Origin of the sequence: Burkholderia sp. AU39826 (assembly GCF_020419965.1) — a bacterium.
GTDB classification, from domain to species: Bacteria; Pseudomonadota; Gammaproteobacteria; order Burkholderiales; family Burkholderiaceae; genus Burkholderia; species Burkholderia semiarida.
On sequence record NZ_JAIZQG010000002.1, the window covers coordinates 298,237 to 315,130 of the forward strand.

15 protein-coding genes are annotated in these 16,894 nt (G+C 67.3%); 7 read left to right on the forward strand and 8 right to left on the reverse strand.

The features are described from left to right. Positions 1–2: 2 nt before the first annotated feature. The 4 genes from LGM42_RS06195 to LGM42_RS06210 all read left to right on the forward strand — a co-directional run bounded on the left by LGM42_RS06195 (position 3) and on the right by LGM42_RS06210 (position 4,213). Complete coding sequence (locus tag LGM42_RS06195) at positions 3–1,367, forward strand: efflux RND transporter periplasmic adaptor subunit (protein WP_081083391.1); 1,365 nt, start codon at positions 3–5, stop codon at positions 1,365–1,367. Beyond that, on the forward strand, positions 1,364–2,902 hold the full coding sequence (locus LGM42_RS06200; RefSeq protein ID WP_060318619.1) for a DHA2 family efflux MFS transporter permease subunit: 1,539 nt from the start codon (positions 1,364–1,366) through the stop codon (positions 2,900–2,902). The genes LGM42_RS06195 and LGM42_RS06200 overlap by 4 nt, the downstream gene beginning before the upstream one ends. Before the next feature lie 59 nt (positions 2,903–2,961). After that, complete coding sequence (locus LGM42_RS06205) at positions 2,962–3,393, forward strand: hypothetical protein (protein ID WP_226231808.1); 432 nt, start codon at positions 2,962–2,964, stop codon at positions 3,391–3,393. Between the two features lie 85 nt (positions 3,394–3,478). After that, on the forward strand, positions 3,479–4,213 hold the full coding sequence (locus tag LGM42_RS06210) for an autoinducer binding domain-containing protein (protein WP_081075301.1): 735 nt from the start codon (positions 3,479–3,481) through the stop codon (positions 4,211–4,213). Here the strand turns inward: LGM42_RS06210 and LGM42_RS06215 are convergent. The 6 genes from LGM42_RS06215 to LGM42_RS06240 are packed head-to-tail and all read right to left on the reverse strand — an operon-like array spanning position 4,136 to position 9,559. Continuing rightward, complete coding sequence (locus LGM42_RS06215) at positions 4,136–4,918, reverse strand: glutamine amidotransferase (RefSeq protein WP_063896780.1); 783 nt, start codon at positions 4,916–4,918, stop codon at positions 4,136–4,138. The genes LGM42_RS06210 and LGM42_RS06215 overlap by 78 nt on opposite strands. Positions 4,919–4,938: 20 nt before the next feature. Then, the gene (locus LGM42_RS06220; RefSeq protein ID WP_063892451.1) at positions 4,939–5,583 is read right to left on the reverse strand and encodes a glutathione S-transferase family protein; all 645 of its coding nucleotides are present in this window, start codon (positions 5,581–5,583) and stop codon (positions 4,939–4,941) included. After that, complete coding sequence (metC, locus tag LGM42_RS06225) at positions 5,577–6,812, reverse strand: cystathionine beta-lyase (RefSeq protein ID WP_226231809.1); 1,236 nt, start codon at positions 6,810–6,812, stop codon at positions 5,577–5,579. Before metC ends, LGM42_RS06220 begins: the two co-directional genes overlap by 7 nt. Further along, entirely contained in the window at positions 6,803–7,456 is a 654-nt protein-coding gene (locus tag LGM42_RS06230; protein WP_226231810.1) for a pyridoxal 5'-phosphate synthase, read from the reverse strand. Before LGM42_RS06230 ends, metC begins: the two co-directional genes overlap by 10 nt. Positions 7,457–7,464: 8 nt before the next feature. After that, positions 7,465–8,367, reverse strand: a complete 903-nt coding sequence (locus LGM42_RS06235) for an HpcH/HpaI aldolase/citrate lyase family protein (RefSeq protein ID WP_060318623.1) — start codon at positions 8,365–8,367, stop codon at positions 7,465–7,467. A 49-nt stretch (positions 8,368–8,416) separates the two neighbouring features. After that, positions 8,417–9,559 (reverse strand): acyl-CoA dehydrogenase family protein, encoded by a 1,143-nt coding sequence (locus tag LGM42_RS06240; RefSeq protein ID WP_226231811.1) that lies wholly within the window; start codon positions 9,557–9,559, stop codon positions 8,417–8,419. 214 nt (positions 9,560–9,773) lie between these two features. Here LGM42_RS06240 and LGM42_RS06245 point away from each other — a divergent pair, with 214 nt between their 5' ends. After that, the gene (locus LGM42_RS06245; RefSeq protein ID WP_226231812.1) at positions 9,774–10,541 is read left to right on the forward strand and encodes a GNAT family N-acetyltransferase; all 768 of its coding nucleotides are present in this window, start codon (positions 9,774–9,776) and stop codon (positions 10,539–10,541) included. Here LGM42_RS06245 and LGM42_RS06250 read toward each other — a convergent pair. Next, on the reverse strand, positions 10,508–11,326 hold the full coding sequence (locus tag LGM42_RS06250; RefSeq protein ID WP_226231813.1) for a response regulator transcription factor: 819 nt from the start codon (positions 11,324–11,326) through the stop codon (positions 10,508–10,510). The genes LGM42_RS06245 and LGM42_RS06250 overlap by 34 nt on opposite strands. Positions 11,327–11,500: 174 nt before the next feature. On the opposite strand from LGM42_RS06250, the gene LGM42_RS06255 reads away from it, so the two are divergent. Further along, a complete protein-coding gene (locus tag LGM42_RS06255; RefSeq protein WP_226231814.1) occupies positions 11,501–12,346 on the forward strand; it encodes a carbon-nitrogen hydrolase family protein in 846 nt (281 codons plus the stop codon). Positions 12,347–12,466: 120 nt separating this feature from the next. Beyond that, positions 12,467–13,810, forward strand: a complete 1,344-nt coding sequence (locus tag LGM42_RS06260) for an APC family permease (protein WP_060318629.1) — start codon at positions 12,467–12,469, stop codon at positions 13,808–13,810. Between the two features lie 308 nt (positions 13,811–14,118). On the opposite strand, the gene LGM42_RS06265 is transcribed toward LGM42_RS06260, so the two are convergent. Next, entirely contained in the window at positions 14,119–16,839 is a 2,721-nt protein-coding gene (locus LGM42_RS06265; RefSeq protein WP_226231815.1) for a TonB-dependent receptor plug domain-containing protein, read from the reverse strand. Positions 16,840–16,894 lie beyond the last annotated feature (55 nt).

A 16,894-nucleotide genomic window follows, 5' to 3' on the forward strand; every position in this document is an offset into this window, starting at 1 on the left:
CCATGAGCAGCGACAACACCCTGCAGACTCCCGCGCGGCCCGCAGCCGCCGATCCGGCCAGCGCCCGCCAGCAACCGTCGGCCGACCACACCGGCGCGCCGCGCGCGCCAGGCGGGTCGGACGCCCGCACGCAACCGGCACCGGGCGGCGCCGCACCGGCCACGCCGCCGCCCGCAAGACGCAAGCACCTCGTGCGTGCGCTCGTCGCCGCGTTCGCGCTCGGCATCGTCAGCTGGGGCATCTGGTACGGGCTCGTCGGCCGCTGGTACGAGTCCACCGACAACGCATACGCACAAGGCAACGTCGTCGAGCTGACGCCGCAGGTGACGGGCACCGTCGTGTCGATCGACGCGGACGACGGCGACCTCGTCCGCGCCGGCACGCCGCTCGTCCGTCTCGACGCGAGCGACGCGCAGATCGCGCTCGCGGCCGCGCAGGCCGACCTCGCGACCACGGTGCGCAAGGTGCGCGGCCTGTACAGCAACGAGCGCGGGCTCGCGAACAGCATCGACGGCGCGCGCGCCGATCTCGACGCGCGGCGCACCGCGCTCGACAAGGCGAAGGCCGACTACCGGCGCCGCGAGGATCTCGGCCGCTCCGGCGCGATCTCGCGCGAGGAGCTCGCGCATGCGCTCGATACGCTGACGTCCGCGCAAAGCGCGTACGCCGCCGCGCAAAGCGCGCTCGCGACGTTGAGCGAACAGCACCAGACGAGCAAGGCGCTCGTCGACGACACCGCGGTCGCGTCGCATCCCGACGTCGAGGCCGCGGCCTCGCGGCTGCGCGCGGCCTATCTTGCCCGTGCGCGCACCGACATCGTCGCGCCCGTCACCGGCTATGTCGCCAAGCGCACGGTGCAGGTCGGGCAACGCGTGTCGCCCGGCGTGCCGCTGCTCGCCGTCGTGCCGCTGCGCGAGCTGTGGGTCGACGCGAACTTCACCGAAAAGCAGCTCGAGCACATGCGGATCGGGCAACCGGTCGAGCTGACGGCCGACCTGTACGGCGACGCCGTGCGTTATAAGGGCCGCGTGCAGAGCCTCGGCGTCGGCACCGGCAGCGCGTTCTCGCTGCTGCCCGCGCAGAACGCGACCGGCAACTGGATCAAGATCGTGCAGCGCTTGCCGGTACGCATCGAGCTGACGGATCCATCGCAACTCGACGCGCATCCGCTGCGCATCGGCCTGTCGATGCACGCGCGCGTCGACCAGCACGACCGCAGCGGTGCGATGCTGTCGCGCCGCGCGCAGGACGCGCCGGTGTTCAGGACCGACGTGTACCGCGACGAGCTCGCGCGCGCCGACAGCCTGATCGCCGACGTCGTGCATGCGAACCTGCCGGCGGCGGTGCGTGCGGAGCGTGTGCGATGAGCGGCCCGATGCCGGCCGCGGACGCCGGCTTTCGCCCGTCGAGCGTCGCGCTGACGACGTTCGGCCTCGCGCTCGCGGTGTTCATGCAGGTGCTCGACGGCACCGTCGCGAACGTCTCGCTGCCGACGATCGCCGGCAACTTCGGCGTCAGCACGACGCAGAGCGCATGGGTCGTCACGACGTTCTCGGTCAGCAACGCGATCGCGTTGCCGCTGACCGGGTTTCTCGTCAAGCGCGTCGGGCAGGTCCGGCTGTTCGTGTGGGCGACGCTGGCGTTCACGTTCGCGTCGCTCCTGTGCGGCCTCGCGCAAAACCTGCCGCAGCTCGTCGCGTTCCGCGCGCTGCAGGGCCTCGTGGCCGGGCCGATGATCCCGACCACCCAGGCGCTGATGCTGTCGATCTACCCGCCGCAGCGGCGCGGCTTCGCGCTGTCGATGATCGCGATGGTGACCGTCGTCGCGCCGATCGCGGGCCCCGTGTTCGGCGGCTGGGTGACGGAACATTACTCGTGGCGCTGGGCGTTCCTGATCAATCTGCCGATCGGCGTGTTCGCCGCGATGTGCGTGTTCGCGCAGATGCGCGCGCGCGTCGAGACGACGGTCGCCGCGCGCGTCGACTATGTCGGGCTCGCCGCGCTCGTCGTCGGCGTCGGCGCGCTGCAGATCGTGCTCGACAAGGGTAACGAAGCCGACTGGTTCAACTCGACGTTCATCGTCGTGATGTCGGTGGTCGCCGCGTTCGGGATCGCGCTGTTCCTGATCTGGGAGCTCAACGAGCCGAACCCGATCGTGAACCTGCGGCTGTTCGCGCATCGCAACTTCGCGGCCGGCACGCTGACGCTCGTGCTCGCGTACTCGGCGTTCTTCGCGGTCAACGTGATCGTGCCGCAGTGGCTGCAGCGCACGCTCGGCTATACGGCGTTCTGGGCCGGGCTGGCCGTCGCGCCGATGGGCGTGATCCCCGTGCTGATGACGCCGTTCATGGGCAAGTACGCGCCGCGCTTCAACATGCGCGTGCTCGTGTGCTGCGCGTTCGCGATCCTCGGCACGTCGTCGTTCCTGCGCGCGGGCTTCGTACCCGACGTCGACTTCACGCACATCGCGCTGATCCAGCTGCTGCAAGGCCTCGGCCTCGCGCTGTTCATCATGCCGATCAACAGCATCCTGCTGTCCGACCTGAAGCCGGACGAGATCGCCGCGGGCTCCGGCCTGTCGACGTTCCTGCGCACGCTCGGCGCGAGCTTCGCCGTGTCGATCACGTCGTTCCTGTGGGACCGGCGCGCGATCCTGCATCACGCGCAGCTCAGCGAACACCTGAGCAGGTTCGATCCGTCCGTTCGCGCCGAACTCGCGCAGCTGGGCGGCGGCGATCCGCAACGCGCGGCAGCGCTGCTCGGCAACCTGGTCGACGCGCAGGCGTACCAGATCTCGTTCAACGACGTGTCGTTCGCGCTCGGCTGCGTGTATCTCGCCGTGATCGCGGTGGTGTGGCTCGCCCGCCCGCCGTTCGGCCCCGGCGCTGCCGCGAAACGATGAAGCGGGTGCCGCGCGGCCCGTTCCGACCCATGCTGTTCAACTCGATGGAGACTGACCCGATGCCTACCCACCACGCTGGAAACGCGCCGTCCGCACTGGCGACGCTCGCCGTGTTCGACGTCACGGAATTCCCGCTCGTCGTCGTGCGCAACGACGCCATTGCCTCCCGCGGCTACGCGCAGCGCTGGCTCGACGACATGCACGCGCTGATGCGGCACGGCGAGCCGTTTGTCATGATCTTTCCGCCGGCCCGCCCCGACGAGCCGCACGACGACCGCAAGGAGCGCGGCATGTGGCTCAAGCAGAACCGCGCCGCGCTCGCCGCGGTCTGCCGCGCGCTCGTGTCGGTCGAACCGGACCCGAACGAGCGTGAAGCGGCCATCGCGAACGCATCCGGCATCGAAAAGGCGTTCGGGATTCCGTTCGACGTGACGGCTTCGCTCGACGACGCGAAGCAGGCGGGTCGGCGACGTCTGACCGAGGCGGTCTAGCGCGGCCCGTTCGCGCGCAACGCCTCGAACCGGTTGCGCAAGTCCGCCTGATTGCAGATTCCAACTAATAAACGGGGTGGCTTGTATGAAAGGACTGGATTGTCTGAAATGGTTGGTACCCGGCGACACGGACGCGTCATGGCAGCGGATGACCGACGCGGCCGCCGGCATGGGGTTCGACAAGGTCGTGCTGATCGTGCTGCCGTTTGCCGGCGCATCGTTCGATCTCGCGCGCAAGTGGAGCAGCGGCGTGCCGGGCTGGACGGCGCTGTACCGGCAGCGGCAGTTCGACCGCATCGACCCGATGCTGCAGCATTGCTTCCGTTCGGCGCTGCCGCTCGTCTGGGACGCCGCGCTGTTCGGGCTGCCCGGGCAACGGCCATGCTACGAGGCGGCCGCCGCGTACGGCATGCGCAGCGGCGTCGTGTTGCCCGTGCGCGGCCCAAAGGGGGAGGTCGGCATGCTGTCGTGCGCGAGCGCGGACGATCTCGCCACCACGTGCGAGCGCTGCGACCGTCATCTCGCGGCGCTCACGCTGCTGCGCGACATCGCCTGCGAAGCGATCGCCGGCACGCGCTGCCACGCACCGCCCGACAGCGTGCCGCGTCTGAGCCGGCGGGAGGTCGAGTGCCTGCGCTGGCATGCGGCCGGCAAGACCTCGTGGGAAATCGGCCACATCCTGAACGTGACCGAGTCGTGCATCAACTTCCACTTCATGAACATCCGCCGCAAGTTCAACGTGTCACGTCGGCACGAAGCCGTGCTGCGCGCGGTCGAGTGGGGGCTGATCAGCATCTCCGACGTGACCGTGCAGACCTGATGCCGGCGTCCCGTCGAGCCAGCGGTCGAGAAACGCGCTGAGCCACGCGGCCGTCGCGCGGTCGTGCCGGCAGCCTTCGTTCGCCTGCGTCGCGAGATCCTGCGCGCCGGGCACCCCCAGCTTGTGCGCGGCCGCCGTGCTCCAGCGCCGCATCATCGGATAGCTCACTTCCGGATGGAACTGGACACCGTACGCGCGCGGCCCGTAACGGACGGCCTGGTTCTCGAAATGCTCGCCGGTGGCGAGGATTTCGAGCCCCGCGACGCGCTCGAAGCCCTCGCGATGCCACTGATACACGTGCGACGGCCATGAACCGAGCCGCCGGCCGGCCGGGGTCGCGGCGATCGGCCAGTAGCCGATTTCCGCGCGCCCGTCGCGATGCGCGTTCACGCGACCGCCCAGATGACGGATCATCATCTGCGCGCCGAGGCAGACGCCGAGAAACGGCGCCGCCTCGCGCAGCGGCACGCCGATCCAGTCGATCTCGTCGCGGATCCAGCGATCGCCGTCGTTGGCGCTCATCGGGCCGCCGAACACCACGGCGCCCGCATGGTCGGCGAGCGTCGCCGGCAACGGATCGCCGAGCGGCGGGCGCCGGATGTCGAGCGGATGGCCGCGGGCGGCGAGCAGCCGGCCGATCCGGCCGGGGCTCGACTGTTCGCGATGCAGCACGATCAGGATCGGACGAAGGGCGGAATGCGTCATGTCGTGAGGTCGGTAGAAGGTCAGCCCGGCTGGCCGCGCAACGCGTCGAACGACACCATCACCTGTTCGCGGTAGGCGGGCCGTCGGCACAGGCGGGCGTACCAGGCCTCGACGTGCGGCAACGGCGGCCGTTCGACGTCGAGCGAGAAATAGCGGAACAGCGTCGCGCCGGCCGGGATGTCGGCCAGGCCCGGCGTCGCGCCGCCGAGAAACGGCTGGGTCGACAGCAGCCGGTCGAGCAGCCGGTAATGCGTCGCGCTGCGCGCGGCCTTGTCGCGCACGATCGCATCGTCGCGCCGCTCCGGCGGCGTTCGCACGAGTGCCCAGAACAACCCGGTCATCACGTCGGGTTCGAGCGCGGTCTGCGACCAGTCCATCCAGCGCTCCGCGCGCGAACGGGCGAACGTGTCGCGGCACCAGAACGGATTGTTCGGCACGCGCGCGGCCAGATAGCGCAGGATCGTGTGCGACTCCCACACGACGTCGCCGTCCCAGTCGATCACCGGAATCCGGCAGGTCGGGTTCAGCGCCGCGAACGCGGGCGTCTGCAGCGAGCCGTGCTCGCCGCCGGCCGGAATATGCCGGTAAGGCAGGCCGAGCTCGCCGATGAGCCACAACACCTTCTGCACGTTGAACGACGTGCGGCGGCCCCAGACGGTCAGCATCGCGCGGCATCCTCGCAGGCGGCGGTCGACGCGCATGCCGCGTAGCGGTCGAGGCCCGCCGCCAGATCGGCGATCAGGTCGTCCGCATCCTCGAGTCCGATGTGCAGGCGCACGCCGCAACTGCCGGCCGGCCAGCGCGCCGCGAGGCCGTGCGCGTCCAGTTCGAACGGCAACGCGAGGCTCTCGTAGCCGCCCCACGAATAACCGAGCCCGAACAGCGCCAGATGATCGAGAAACGCGTCGATCGCGTGCGCGGGAGCCGGTTGCAGCACGATCGAGAACAGCCCCGACGCGCCACGGAAATCGCGGCGCCACAGCGCGTGGCCCGCGTCGCCCGGCAACGCCGGATACAGCACGCGCTGCACTTCGGCGCGCGTCGCGAGCCAGCTCGCGACCGCAAGCGCATTGCGCTGATGCTGCCGCAGCCGCACGCCGAGCGTGCGCAACCCGCGCAGCGCGAGATACACGTCGTCGGGGCCGGCGCACAGTCCGAGATCGCCATGCAGTTGCTTCAGCGCGGGCCATGCGCGCGCGTTGGCCGACACCGTGCCGAGCATCGCATCCGAGTGCCCGACCAGATACTTGGTGCCGGCCTGGATCGACAGGTCGATCCCGACTGCATGCGGCTGAAAGAACAGCGGCGTGGCCCAGCTGTTGTCCGCGAGGACCAGCGCACCGTGCGTATGCGCAAGCCGCACGAGCGCGGGAATGTCGTGCATGTCGAACGTGTAGGAGCCGGGCACCTCGACGTACAGTGCACGCGTGTTCGGACGAAACGCGGCTGCGACGGGCTTGCCGCCGTCGTACCACGTCGTCTCGACGCCGAGCCGCGCAAGCACGCCTTCGCATGCGTGACGCACCGGGCCGTAGACCGATGCGGTCATCAGCAGATGGTCGCCGGGCTTCAGGCACGACAGCAGCGCGAGCGTGCACGCGGACAGGCCCGACGGGCACAGCACCGCGCCGGCGCCGCCTTCGAGGCTCGTCACCGCGCGCTCGAGCGCGTCCGTCGTCGGCGTGCCGCGACGGCCGTAGATATACGGCTGCGTGCGGTTCAGCAGATCCGACACCGTCGGGCTGAGCACGGTCGACGCATGGTAGACGGGCGGATTGACGAAGCCGTGCCACGCGGCGCTGTCGCGGCCCGCGTGCGCGAGCCGCGTGTCGTCGTGCAGGCCGTCATGCGCGCCGTCGCGCGGCGGCGGCGGTTCGTCACGCTTCACGGCCATAGCGCACACCGTTCCCAGCGCGCGCCGGCGCGACGATAAGCCTGCCGCGCGAAACGGCGCGAACTGTCGGCCCGCCAGAACTCGACTTCGTCGGGGGCCAGCGCATACAGGTGCCAGTCGGGCGACACGAGCGCCGGATCGGCGGCCAGCCGTTCGAGCTGCGCGTCGATCGCACGCGTCAGGTCGGCCGGAGCGTCGAGCCGTTCGCTTTGCCGTCCGGCCAGGATGCTCGCGCGCGACCGCTCGGGGCGGCTTGCGAAATCGGCATGGCCCTCGGCGTCCGGCAACCGCTCGACCGGGCCGCTCAGCCGGATCTGGCTCGCGATCGCGGGCCAGTAGAACGTCAGCGCCGCGAACGGCCGGTTCGCGAGCTGGCGGCCCTTGGGACTGCGCGCGTTCGCCGCGAAATGCCAGCCGCGCGCGTCGATGTTCAGCAGCACGACGGAACGGGCATCGGGCCGTCCGTCCGGGCGGACCGTCGACAGCGTCGTCACCTGCGGTTCGAGCGCGCCGGCGGTCACGGCCTCGTCGAGCCAGCGTTCGAACTGCGCGTGCGGCGTGTCGGCCCAGTGGTCGGCCGGCACATGCGGCGCGGCATGCGCGAGGGTTTTCAGCGCCTTCAGGCGCGTGGCGATCGTATCCATGGCGGTACTCATGCGATGCCGAATTGCGTCGCGCGGGCGATCAGCCGATGCGCGGCGAGATAGTCGGGGACTTCCGCGAGGAAGCCGTCGACGACGGCCGCGGCCACGCGGCGGCCGCCGGAGGTACGCCGCGCGTGATCGAACGCGTCGATCACGCGGCGGGCGAGGGCGACCTCGTCGGCCGTCGGCGTCAGCACGCGATTGACGACCGGCACGAATTGCGCGTTGACGATCGCTTTCGCCTGGTAGCCAAGGCCGCGCGACACGCGCATGTCGAGTTCCGCGCCTTCGTTGTCGGCATAGCTGTACGGGCAGTCGATCGCGGTCACGCCGACCGCCGCGCATTCGACGCGAAAGCGCGAGCGCACGTAGTCGAGCTCGCGGCCCGCACGGGTGCGCTCGGCGCCCATGTCGGCCACCATGTCCTCGGTCGCGACGAGCACGGCCGACACGCGCGGGCTCGAGCGCGCGATCGCCATCGTGTTCACGAGGCCGAGCGTCGTCTCGACGTTCGGCACCAGTTCGGTCGAGCCCGGCGCGATGTCGTATTCGCGCTCGAAGCGCGTGACGGCTTCGTCGAGCGCGACGACCTGCTCGGGCGTCGCGACGTACGACATCATCACGATGTCCGGGCGGCCGCGCATCGCGGCGCGCAGGTCGTCGATGCCGCCCGCGTCGAGGGGATTCACGCGCACGGACGCCAGCACGCCGGCATCGCGCCAGCCCGCGAGCACCCGCTCGCTCAGTTCGCGCGCGGCCGGGCGCCGGTCGGGCGGCGTAAAGGTTTCGAGTTCCTGGATCAGCACATCCGCACCGCTCGCGGTGCCGGCAACGAGCGCATCGTGATCGGCGCCGGCGAGAAACAGCCAGGAGCGGCGCAGGCGGGAAGGGCGTCGGTTCGTCGGTGTCATGCGTGGTTTCCTGTAAGGCGCGCGGTGCGCGTGGCGATGGCGCGGGCGATCAGCCGGCGCGCATCATCTGGTTGAAGATGTTCTTGCGGTGCATTTCCTCGGTGCCGCCGACGCTCATGAAGCCCAGTGCGTCCGCCGCGAACGCGGCCACCGGCCCGGCCTGGTAGCCGAGGCTGCCGTACAGCCGCACGAGGCCGAGCGCGCTGTCGACGAGATCCTGAGCGCCGACAAGCTTCGCGATCGAGCATGTCATCAGCGCGTGCGGGTGATCCGTCAGCAACTGCGCGAGCGCGCCGCGCGCGAGCCACGTGCCGCGCTCGATGCCGATCTGCAAATCGACGAGGCGGCGCTGCACGTACTGGTGCACATCGATCGTGCTGTCGAAGCTGCGTCGCTCGCGGCAATAGCCGATCGCGTCGCGCAGATAGGGCGCCGTCACCTGGGCGGCGACGAGGCCGTAATAGAGCCGGCCGAGCGAGATGATGTCGATCAGGTTGCCGAGCCCGGCGCCCGGTTCGCCGAGGAGTTGGCCGCGCGTGATCGGACAGTCGTCGAAATGCAGCGCGCCGGTGGGCAGGTCGTCGAGGCCGAGCTTGCGGTCGGGCGGGCTCACCGTGATGCCCGGCTGGTCGCGATCGACGATCACGAGCGCGGTGTTGCGCCGGCCCGGCGTTTCGATGCGCGTGACGACGAGGATGAAACGCGCGAGCGGCGCATGCGCGATATTGAATTTGCTGCCGGTCATCCTGTAGCCGTCGCCGTGCTCGGCGAGCGTCGTCGCGATGCTGCGCACGTCGGTGCCGGTGCCCGGCTCGGCAATCGCGGTCGCGCTCAGTTCGCCACGCAGGATCGCACCGAAATAGCGGTCCTGCTGCGCGGCCGTGCCATACCGTTCGAGCGCGCGCACCATGCCGGCCTGCGCGATCACCGACAACAGCAGCGCCGGGCGGCGGATCGACGACGCAAGCCCTTCGAGCGCCGCGGAAAAGTGCCACCAGCCGTGACCGTCGCCGCCATACGTCTGCGGCACGATCATGTCCCACAGTCCTTCCTGCCCGAGCTTCATCCAGCCGGCTTCGTCGAATCCGGCGGGCGCGCGGCCGTCGCGTTCCACGGCGGCGGCGATTCCGGCGCCAATGTCGCGAAACCGCGCCCGCGTCGCGTGCTGCTCTTGCGTCCAGTCAAATGGCATCTGTCGTGTCTCCGGTCGAAGCGGCGCGGCCTTCGACGGCGCGCCAGCGATGACGACAAGGTTAAGGGGGCACGGACAGTGCAGGTACTGGCAGTAGTGGTAGTTGCCGCGCCAATGACGGCGATGACACCGGCACATGGCGTGCCGGTTTCGCGTTGCCGGTCCATTGTTTCCGCACGACCAACTGTGAAGTCTTCCGCCAGGCATTTATCGGGTGGGCGGCCGTCCCGATAATCGATGCATAAGGTCAGGGCAGCGTACGCGGCGATCCGGTGGCGACGCGCCCGACCCGCAGGAAAAGGCGGAGGGCACGATGGATACGATGGCGCCCGAATGGGCGGCCTGCGTCACGGCCAGGCAGGATGCACCGGCGCTCGGCGTCCGGCGCGTCCGGGACGCGCGGGACGGAACGCCGATCCTCCTGCGTGCGATCGAGCCCGACGATCTCGACATCGAACGCGAACTGGTCGACCGGCTGTCGAGCCGCAGCCGCTACATGAGGTTGATGTCCGCACGTAAGCCGACGGAAGACGAATTGATCCGATGGACCCGCATCGATCGCCGGCGGGAAGGCGCGGTGATCGCGACGATCCGCGCCGGCGGTCGCGAGCGTTTGATCGGCGTTGCACGTTATGCGATTGACGATGGAGCAACCGAGATCGTCGAATGCGCGATCGTGATCGACGACGCATGGCAGCGGCAAGGGCTCGGCCGTATGCTGCTGTCGAGCCTGATCGATCTCGCGCGGCGCTCGGGCATGCGGCAGATGGTCGGCACGATGCTGACCGAGAACGATGCGATGAAAGGCCTTGCGCGTTCCGTCGGATTCACGCTGTCGCGCCAGCCGGGGAGTGCATTCGTGACGGATCTGCGGCTCGACCTGGATACCGTTCGGGAGCCTGACGAAGGGCGCTTGCAGGCATCCGGGCCGTCAGGACACGCGGCAAATCACGTGGATTCACCCGCTCTTGCCGGATCGTAGAACAACGCAAAGAGCTCGGATTGCGACCCGACACCGAGCTTTGCGTAGATATGCTTTTTATGCGCACGCACGGTTTCGAACGAGATCGACAGCTTCTCGCCGATCGCGCGCGACGAGAACCCGCTCAACGACAACATCGCCACTTCGATTTCGCGCGTCGTCAATGCACCGCGTCCGCTCTTGCCGGTCAGCGTGCCGAAGCGCGCGTGCGGATCGGGCAGCTCGCTTTCCGTTGCACGCGGCGCCTCCTTCACGGCGAACGTCTCGAAGCGCAGGCGCTGCTGCATCAACGACAGCACCCACGGCGTGTACAGCGTGAGCAAGGCTATCTCGCGCTCGTCGTACTTGCTCGTCTTGCCGAGCGAAAAGCCCAGCGTGTGATCGCGATCGATCACGACGTTGAAATGCACTTCGTCGCCGACGATGTTCTTCTTGAAATAGCGCTGGTAGTACTCGGTCATCCGGAAGTTGTCCGGCGCGACGTCGGCCAGCGTGTAGAAGCCCGACGCCTGCGTTTCGAATGCGGCGAGATAGAACGGATCGAGCTGGTAGAGCGCGGCAAGGTAGTCCTGGAACATCAGGTCGATCTTGCCGTCCGGCATCGCCTGTTCGGCGAGCACGAGCGGCGCGCCATCGCGTGCGAAACGCAGCGCGACCCAGTTGTCGAAATCCAGGTGCCGTTCGAGCACGCGCGTGAGGCGCGCCCAGAAATGCGGGCCATCGAGCGCGTCGATGTCCGAACCAATCTCCCGATGAAAAGCGAGATCTCGCCATTCGAGGTCCATCGTGTGCTCCGGTGAGGGTAACCCTGGTGGGGAATTTCTGGACAAAAATAATAACCCGATAATCGACCTCACTTCGGCAGGCGGCGGTGGAGGCTGCTTTGCTCGACGAAGCGTCGTATGCGCGATGCAATGGATACGACACGCGAATGAAAGGTATTGGAAGGAGTGGGCTTCATGCAGGTAGAACTCGCACAACTCGCGCTGGTCGACGGCGACGTCGCGCACAACACGCGCAAGGTGATCGACACGATCGGGCGCGTCGATGTGGCAGGCGGCACGAAGCTGGTCGTGTTCCCCGAAACGACACTGTCGGGCTTCCCCACGCGGGACAACGTCGCCGATGTCGCGCAGACGCTCGACGGTCCCGCGTTGTCCGCGGTACGCGATGCGGCACGACAGAAGGGCGTCGCCGTCGCGGTCGGCCTCGCGGAACGCGACGGCGGACGGTTCTACAACAGCACGGTGCTCGTCGACGATCAGGGCGAGCTCGTGCTGCGCTATCGCAAGACCCATCTGTGGGCGTCGGATGTCGGCGTGTTCACGCCGGGCGACCGTTTCGTAACCTGTCCGTGGAATGGCCTGACGGTGGGCCTGCTGATCTGCTACGACATCGAATTCCCCGAGACGGCGCGCGCGATCGGTGCGCTCGATGCCGATCTGTTGATCGTCACCAACGGCAACATGGATCCGTTCGGCCCCGTGCATCGCCGTGCGATCGCGGCACGTGCGATGGAGAACCAGATGTTCGCGCTGATGGTGAATCGCTGCGGCTCCGGTGATGACGGCCTGACATTCGCCGGCCAGTCCGCACTGGTCGATCCGTTCGGCGAGAGCAGGCTCGAACTCGGCCGGGACGAAGCCGTCGCGCAGACGAGCCTCGATCTGACGCGTCTCGAAGCAAGCCGCGAACACTACAGCTATCTGCACGACGCACGCGTGACACTCGGTCTCGCGCCCATCGAGGAGCCGAACGGACGCCGCGCGCTGATGATCGACGCGCGCCGTCACCGCACCGGGTAATCCGGCTCACTCGCTGTTCCTCTGCGACATCGCGCGGGCGTCACGCCCGGCGGTGCCGGCTCATTCCATTGAAAGGCCTGCCACAGGCACTCGATCGGCCTCGAAGGCCCAGGAGATAACATGCAAGCGTCGTCATCCCACGAACCCGCGCGCCTGAAGCGCACGCTCGGCTTGCCCTCCGTGCTGCTGTTCGGCCTCGCCTATATGGCGCCGCTGATTGTCTACGGTACGTACGGCGTGCTCGCCAAGGCCAGCGACGACACGGCCGCGCTCGCGTACCTGCTCGCTCTGGTGGCCATTGCGTTCACCGCGCTCAGCTACGGCAAGCTTGCGCGGCTCTTTCCGGCGGCAGGTTCCGCTTACACGTACACGCGCAAGACGTTCAACCCGCATCTGGGCTTCATGATCGGCTGGGCGACGCTGCTCGACTATTTTTTCCTGCCGATGGTGATCTGGCTGATCGGCGCGGCCTATCTGAACGCGGCATTTCCGCATGTGCCGACGTGGATCTGGATCGTCGCGTTCATCGTGCTGACGAGCGGCCTGAACATCGTCGGCATCGAACTCGCGGCACGCTTCAACATCGTGCTGATGATCGTGCAACTGGCGATCGTCGCGATGTTCGTCGTGCTGTGCTGGCACTACGCGTCGGCGGCGGCAGGCGCGGGCGGTATCGCGATGGCGGAGCCGTTCTTCAAGCCGCATGTGCCGTTCGGCGCGACGATGGCCGGTGCCGCGATCGCCGCGTACTCGTACCTCGGCTTCGACGCCGTATCGACGCTGACCGAGGAAACGATCGATCCGAAAAAGAACATGCCGCGCGCGATCCTGCTGATTGCGCTGATCGGTGGCGCGATCTTCGTGATCGCTGCGTACACGATGCAGCTCGCGCACCCCGGGGTCGAGTTCAAGGACACGGATTCGGCCGCATTCGAAGTCGCGAGGATGATCGGCGGCGACCTGTTCGTGACGGTGTTCCTGGCAGGCCTGATCCTCGCGCAGTTCGCGTCGGGCATCTCCGCGCAGGCGAGCGTCGGCCGGCTGCTGTATGCGATGGGCCGCGATGAAATCCTGCCGAAGCGGGTCTTCGGGTTCATTCACCCGCGCTTCAAGACGCCCGCGATCAACATCACGCTGGCCGGCGTCGTCGGATTGATCGCGTTGAAGCTGGATGTCGCCACGTCGACGTCGTTCATCAACTTCGGTGCGTTCCTTGCCTTTACGGCCGTCAATCTGTGCGTGATTCGGCTGTACCTGTCGGGCAATCACGGCGGCGAGCGCAGGATCGGCGTGCTCGGCGGCATCGTCTTTCCGGTGATCGGCGCGGTGGCCGATATATGGCTGCTCGTCAGCCTCGAGAAGACGGCGCTCGTGCTCGGCGTCGTGTGGTTCGCGCTCGGGCTCGTGTATCTGTGCTGGATTACGCGGCTGTTTCGGCAGGCACCGCCGGAAGTGGCGATTTGACGGGACGCGACGAAACCGATGACCAGCCGGCCGCCGGTCAGCTTACGCGGCCCGAATGCGACATTTCTAAATGGCTAGAACACGACATTTCTAAAAAGCTACTACAACCTGTTTTGGTGATAATTATGATTATGTAAAATTAAATAAAACCGACTGCACGGAGTGCTGCTAGCCAAGCATCCTCGCGTCCGAACCTTGCACCTCCGCCCTTGCCTTGAGTAAAGCCGCCTGCCAGTCCAGCTCATTCCTCGTCGTCCCGGCGCGGGCTGCGCGCCGGGACCGGTTGCCGCCTGGCGGTTTCCTCCCTGTCAGAACCGGTACGTCGCCCCGATCTGGAAGAAGCGGCCAAGGTCCGTGTAGAGCGACTGGTCATAGCCAGTGATGTCGGGCACGGCTTGCCACTCAACGTCGAACGGCGGCTTCTTGTCGAAGAGGTTCGTGATGCCGCCGTAAATCGTCCAATGCTTGAAGCCGCGATAGTTGAACATGAGGTTGAACTGGCTGTACGACGCCACCGATCCCGTACCGCCGTCGCCGAATTCCGCGGCCACGGCGTTCGTATAGGGTCCCGTGTATTGCCAGGTCAGCGTGGTGGTCAGCTGCCGGTAGTCCCAGCTCAGGCTCGTGTTGCCCTTCCAGCGCGGGTTGCTCGCGCCGAACGGCTGCAGCAGCGCAAGGTTGTTGCCGGCGAAGTCCTGCGGTGCAGTTCCGGGGCTGTGCAGCTTGAAGTGCCACACATAAGCCCAGTCGCCTGCGAGCGTGAACGTGCCGTACTTGGTGCGCACCGCCTTGCGGAAGTTGAGATCGAAACCATCGGTATCGAGCGCACCGAGGTTCACGAAATGCTGAACGAGGTAACGCACCGATCCGTCGGCGTTGCGCACGACGCGGGAGGGATCGTTGGCGACGAGCACCGCGTTCGGATCGTCGGTGCCGATGACGCCGTCGATGCGGACCTTGTAGAACGCCGCGCCGATATCGGTCATCGCATCGGGCGAAAGCTGGAAGCCGATGTTGTAGTTCTTCGTGTGCTCGGGCTGAAGATTCGGATTGCCCGCGACTTGCTCCGTCGTGAAGTGCTTCGTCGGCACACCGCTCGGATCGTTCGGATCGACGAGGTTCTGGTGAGAGAGATAGACGGCCTGCGAGTTTTCGACGAGGGTCGGCGCGCGGAAGCCGCGACTGTACGATGCATACGTCGTCAGCATTTGCACCGGCTGGAAACGCAGCGCAAAACTCGGCGAAAACGCCCCGCCGAAGTCGCTGTAGTGATCGTAGCGGCCCGCCTGCGTGAACGTCAGGTTGCGCAGGATCGGAATGTCGACCTGGTAGAACGCGGCGGCGACGTTGCGCGACCCCTCCACCGTCTGCACGTTCGCGGGCGCGGATACGCCCTGCGACGCGAGCGTCTGCGGGTTGATCGTCGACGATTCGTGGCGGAACTCCGTGCCCAGGCCCAGGCCGACCGGGCCGCCGGGCAGCGTGAAGAGATTCGACGTCGAGGCCTTGGCTGTCACGCTGTCGATCTTCGAGATGGCCTGCTGATCGTCGTCCGTGAAAACGCCGTTCAGGCCGTTTGGCGTGGCGGCCGGGTTCGAGAAGTTGTAGGTGCCGTTCGCGAGCATGTTCTCGAGGCCCGCGACGTTGATCCGGTTGCGATACGTCGTATCGACCGTGCTCTGCGAATGGCCGTAATCGGCCGACCAGTCCCATGCGCCGAATCTGCCCGCATCGAACGAACCTTTGACGCCCGTGTTCGCCATCCAGAACGTCGATACCGTATCCGCCCCCACGACGTTGCCCGGGAAGGTCAGGTTGACCGCCGTCGGCACACCGAACGGGTTATAGGGGTTGCTCACCGGTACGGTGCGCGGCAGCGGCGAAACGGACCCGGTCGCCGGGTTGTAGACGTTCGTCGTGCTCGAGATCGAGGCCGGTCCCTGCAGCTGGACGGTTTCATCCCGGCTCACCCAGAAACCCGCATAGGCCTGCGTGTTGTCGTCGATCTTGAAGGTGGCGCGCACCTTCGCGTTCAGGCGCGTCGTGGACGGAACGAGCGATGTCGACGCGGCCGGGTTGTACGTGCAATTGGTCGCGCTCGTCTTGCTGCCCGGCGGGCACGGCGAAAGCGGCACCTTGGAGCCGTCCGCCAGCGACCAGTACGATTGCTGGTTCGGCCCGAGCGGCGCTGCCAGCCCGCCGGGATATTGCGTGAAGTCTTGCGCCGACGTCATGTCGCGATCGCCGAGCGTCGAGCCCGAATCGCGGTAATAGCTGGCGGCCGCGGTGACGTTGAAGCGGTCCGAATTCAGATCGCCGAAGCCGGCCAGTACGCTGAAGTTACCCTGCCCGTCGCCCGGATGCTGCGCCTTGCCGAGTTGGCCGTCGATCTGCAGGCCCTGAAAGTTCTTCTTCGTAATGATGTTGACGACGCCCGCGATCGCGTCGGAGCCATAGACGGATACCGCACCGGTCTTGACGATCTCGACGCGCTCCACCATGTTCAGCGGGATCGCGTTGACATCGAAGAACGTGTCGGTGAAGTTCACCGACTGCGCATAGTTCGCGACGCGCTGGCCGTCGACGAGCACGAGCGTGTATTTCTCGCTGAGCCCGCGCAACGCCATGCCGGCGCCGCCGGGGGCCGAGCTGTTCATCGTCGTCTGGCCCCAGCTGCTTGCGGAGTTGGCCGAGGTCGAACGCAGGAAATCGGCGACCGTCGTGTATCCGCTTTGCTGGATTTCCTTCGCGGTGATGACCTGCACTTCGGTGTGACCGACCTTGTCGGATGTGCGGATCAGCGAGCCCGTCACCTCGAACTTGTCGAGCTTCTTCACGGTCTGCCCGCCCGCGGTGGCGCCAGATGCCGGCGCGGGCGCGGCGGCGGCAGCGCTGCCGGTTTGCTCGGCGGCGACGCTCCCGTCGACAGGCGTTGTCTGCGCGTAAGCGGAGGTACCCAAAGCCGCCGTCAACGCGACTTCAGCCCATACGATGCTGCGTATTGCCGATCCCAAAGCCGTTGGTTTCATAACACCCCTCTGTCGTCGCAAGGCCTGACCTTTTTGTATGCACGGAGATTCGCCG

What these genes read in the sequence shown, in the direction of transcription:
- LGM42_RS06195 (WP_081083391.1), top strand. Translation starts at nt 3, where the DNA reads ATGAGCAGCGACAACACCCTGCAGACTCCCGCGCGGCCCGCAGCCGCC.
- LGM42_RS06200 (WP_060318619.1), top strand. Translation starts at nt 1,364, where the DNA reads ATGAGCGGCCCGATGCCGGCCGCGGACGCCGGCTTTCGCCCGTCGAGC.
- LGM42_RS06205 (WP_226231808.1), top strand. Translation starts at nt 2,962, where the DNA reads ATGCCTACCCACCACGCTGGAAACGCGCCGTCCGCACTGGCGACGCTC.
- LGM42_RS06210 (WP_081075301.1), top strand. Translation starts at nt 3,479, where the DNA reads ATGAAAGGACTGGATTGTCTGAAATGGTTGGTACCCGGCGACACGGAC.
- LGM42_RS06215 (WP_063896780.1), bottom strand. Translation starts at nt 4,918, where the DNA reads ATGACGCATTCCGCCCTTCGTCCGATCCTGATCGTGCTGCATCGCGAA.
- LGM42_RS06220 (WP_063892451.1), bottom strand. Translation starts at nt 5,583, where the DNA reads ATGCTGACCGTCTGGGGCCGCCGCACGTCGTTCAACGTGCAGAAGGTG.
- metC (WP_226231809.1), bottom strand. Translation starts at nt 6,812, where the DNA reads ATGGCCGTGAAGCGTGACGAACCGCCGCCGCCGCGCGACGGCGCGCAT.
- LGM42_RS06230 (WP_226231810.1), bottom strand. Translation starts at nt 7,456, where the DNA reads ATGGATACGATCGCCACGCGCCTGAAGGCGCTGAAAACCCTCGCGCAT.
- LGM42_RS06235 (WP_060318623.1), bottom strand. Translation starts at nt 8,367, where the DNA reads ATGACACCGACGAACCGACGCCCTTCCCGCCTGCGCCGCTCCTGGCTG.
- LGM42_RS06240 (WP_226231811.1), bottom strand. Translation starts at nt 9,559, where the DNA reads ATGCCATTTGACTGGACGCAAGAGCAGCACGCGACGCGGGCGCGGTTT.
- LGM42_RS06250 (WP_226231813.1), bottom strand. Translation starts at nt 11,326, where the DNA reads ATGGACCTCGAATGGCGAGATCTCGCTTTTCATCGGGAGATTGGTTCG.
- LGM42_RS06255 (WP_226231814.1), top strand. Translation starts at nt 11,501, where the DNA reads ATGCAGGTAGAACTCGCACAACTCGCGCTGGTCGACGGCGACGTCGCG.
- LGM42_RS06260 (WP_060318629.1), top strand. Translation starts at nt 12,467, where the DNA reads ATGCAAGCGTCGTCATCCCACGAACCCGCGCGCCTGAAGCGCACGCTC.
- LGM42_RS06265 (WP_226231815.1), bottom strand. Translation starts at nt 16,839, where the DNA reads ATGAAACCAACGGCTTTGGGATCGGCAATACGCAGCATCGTATGGGCT.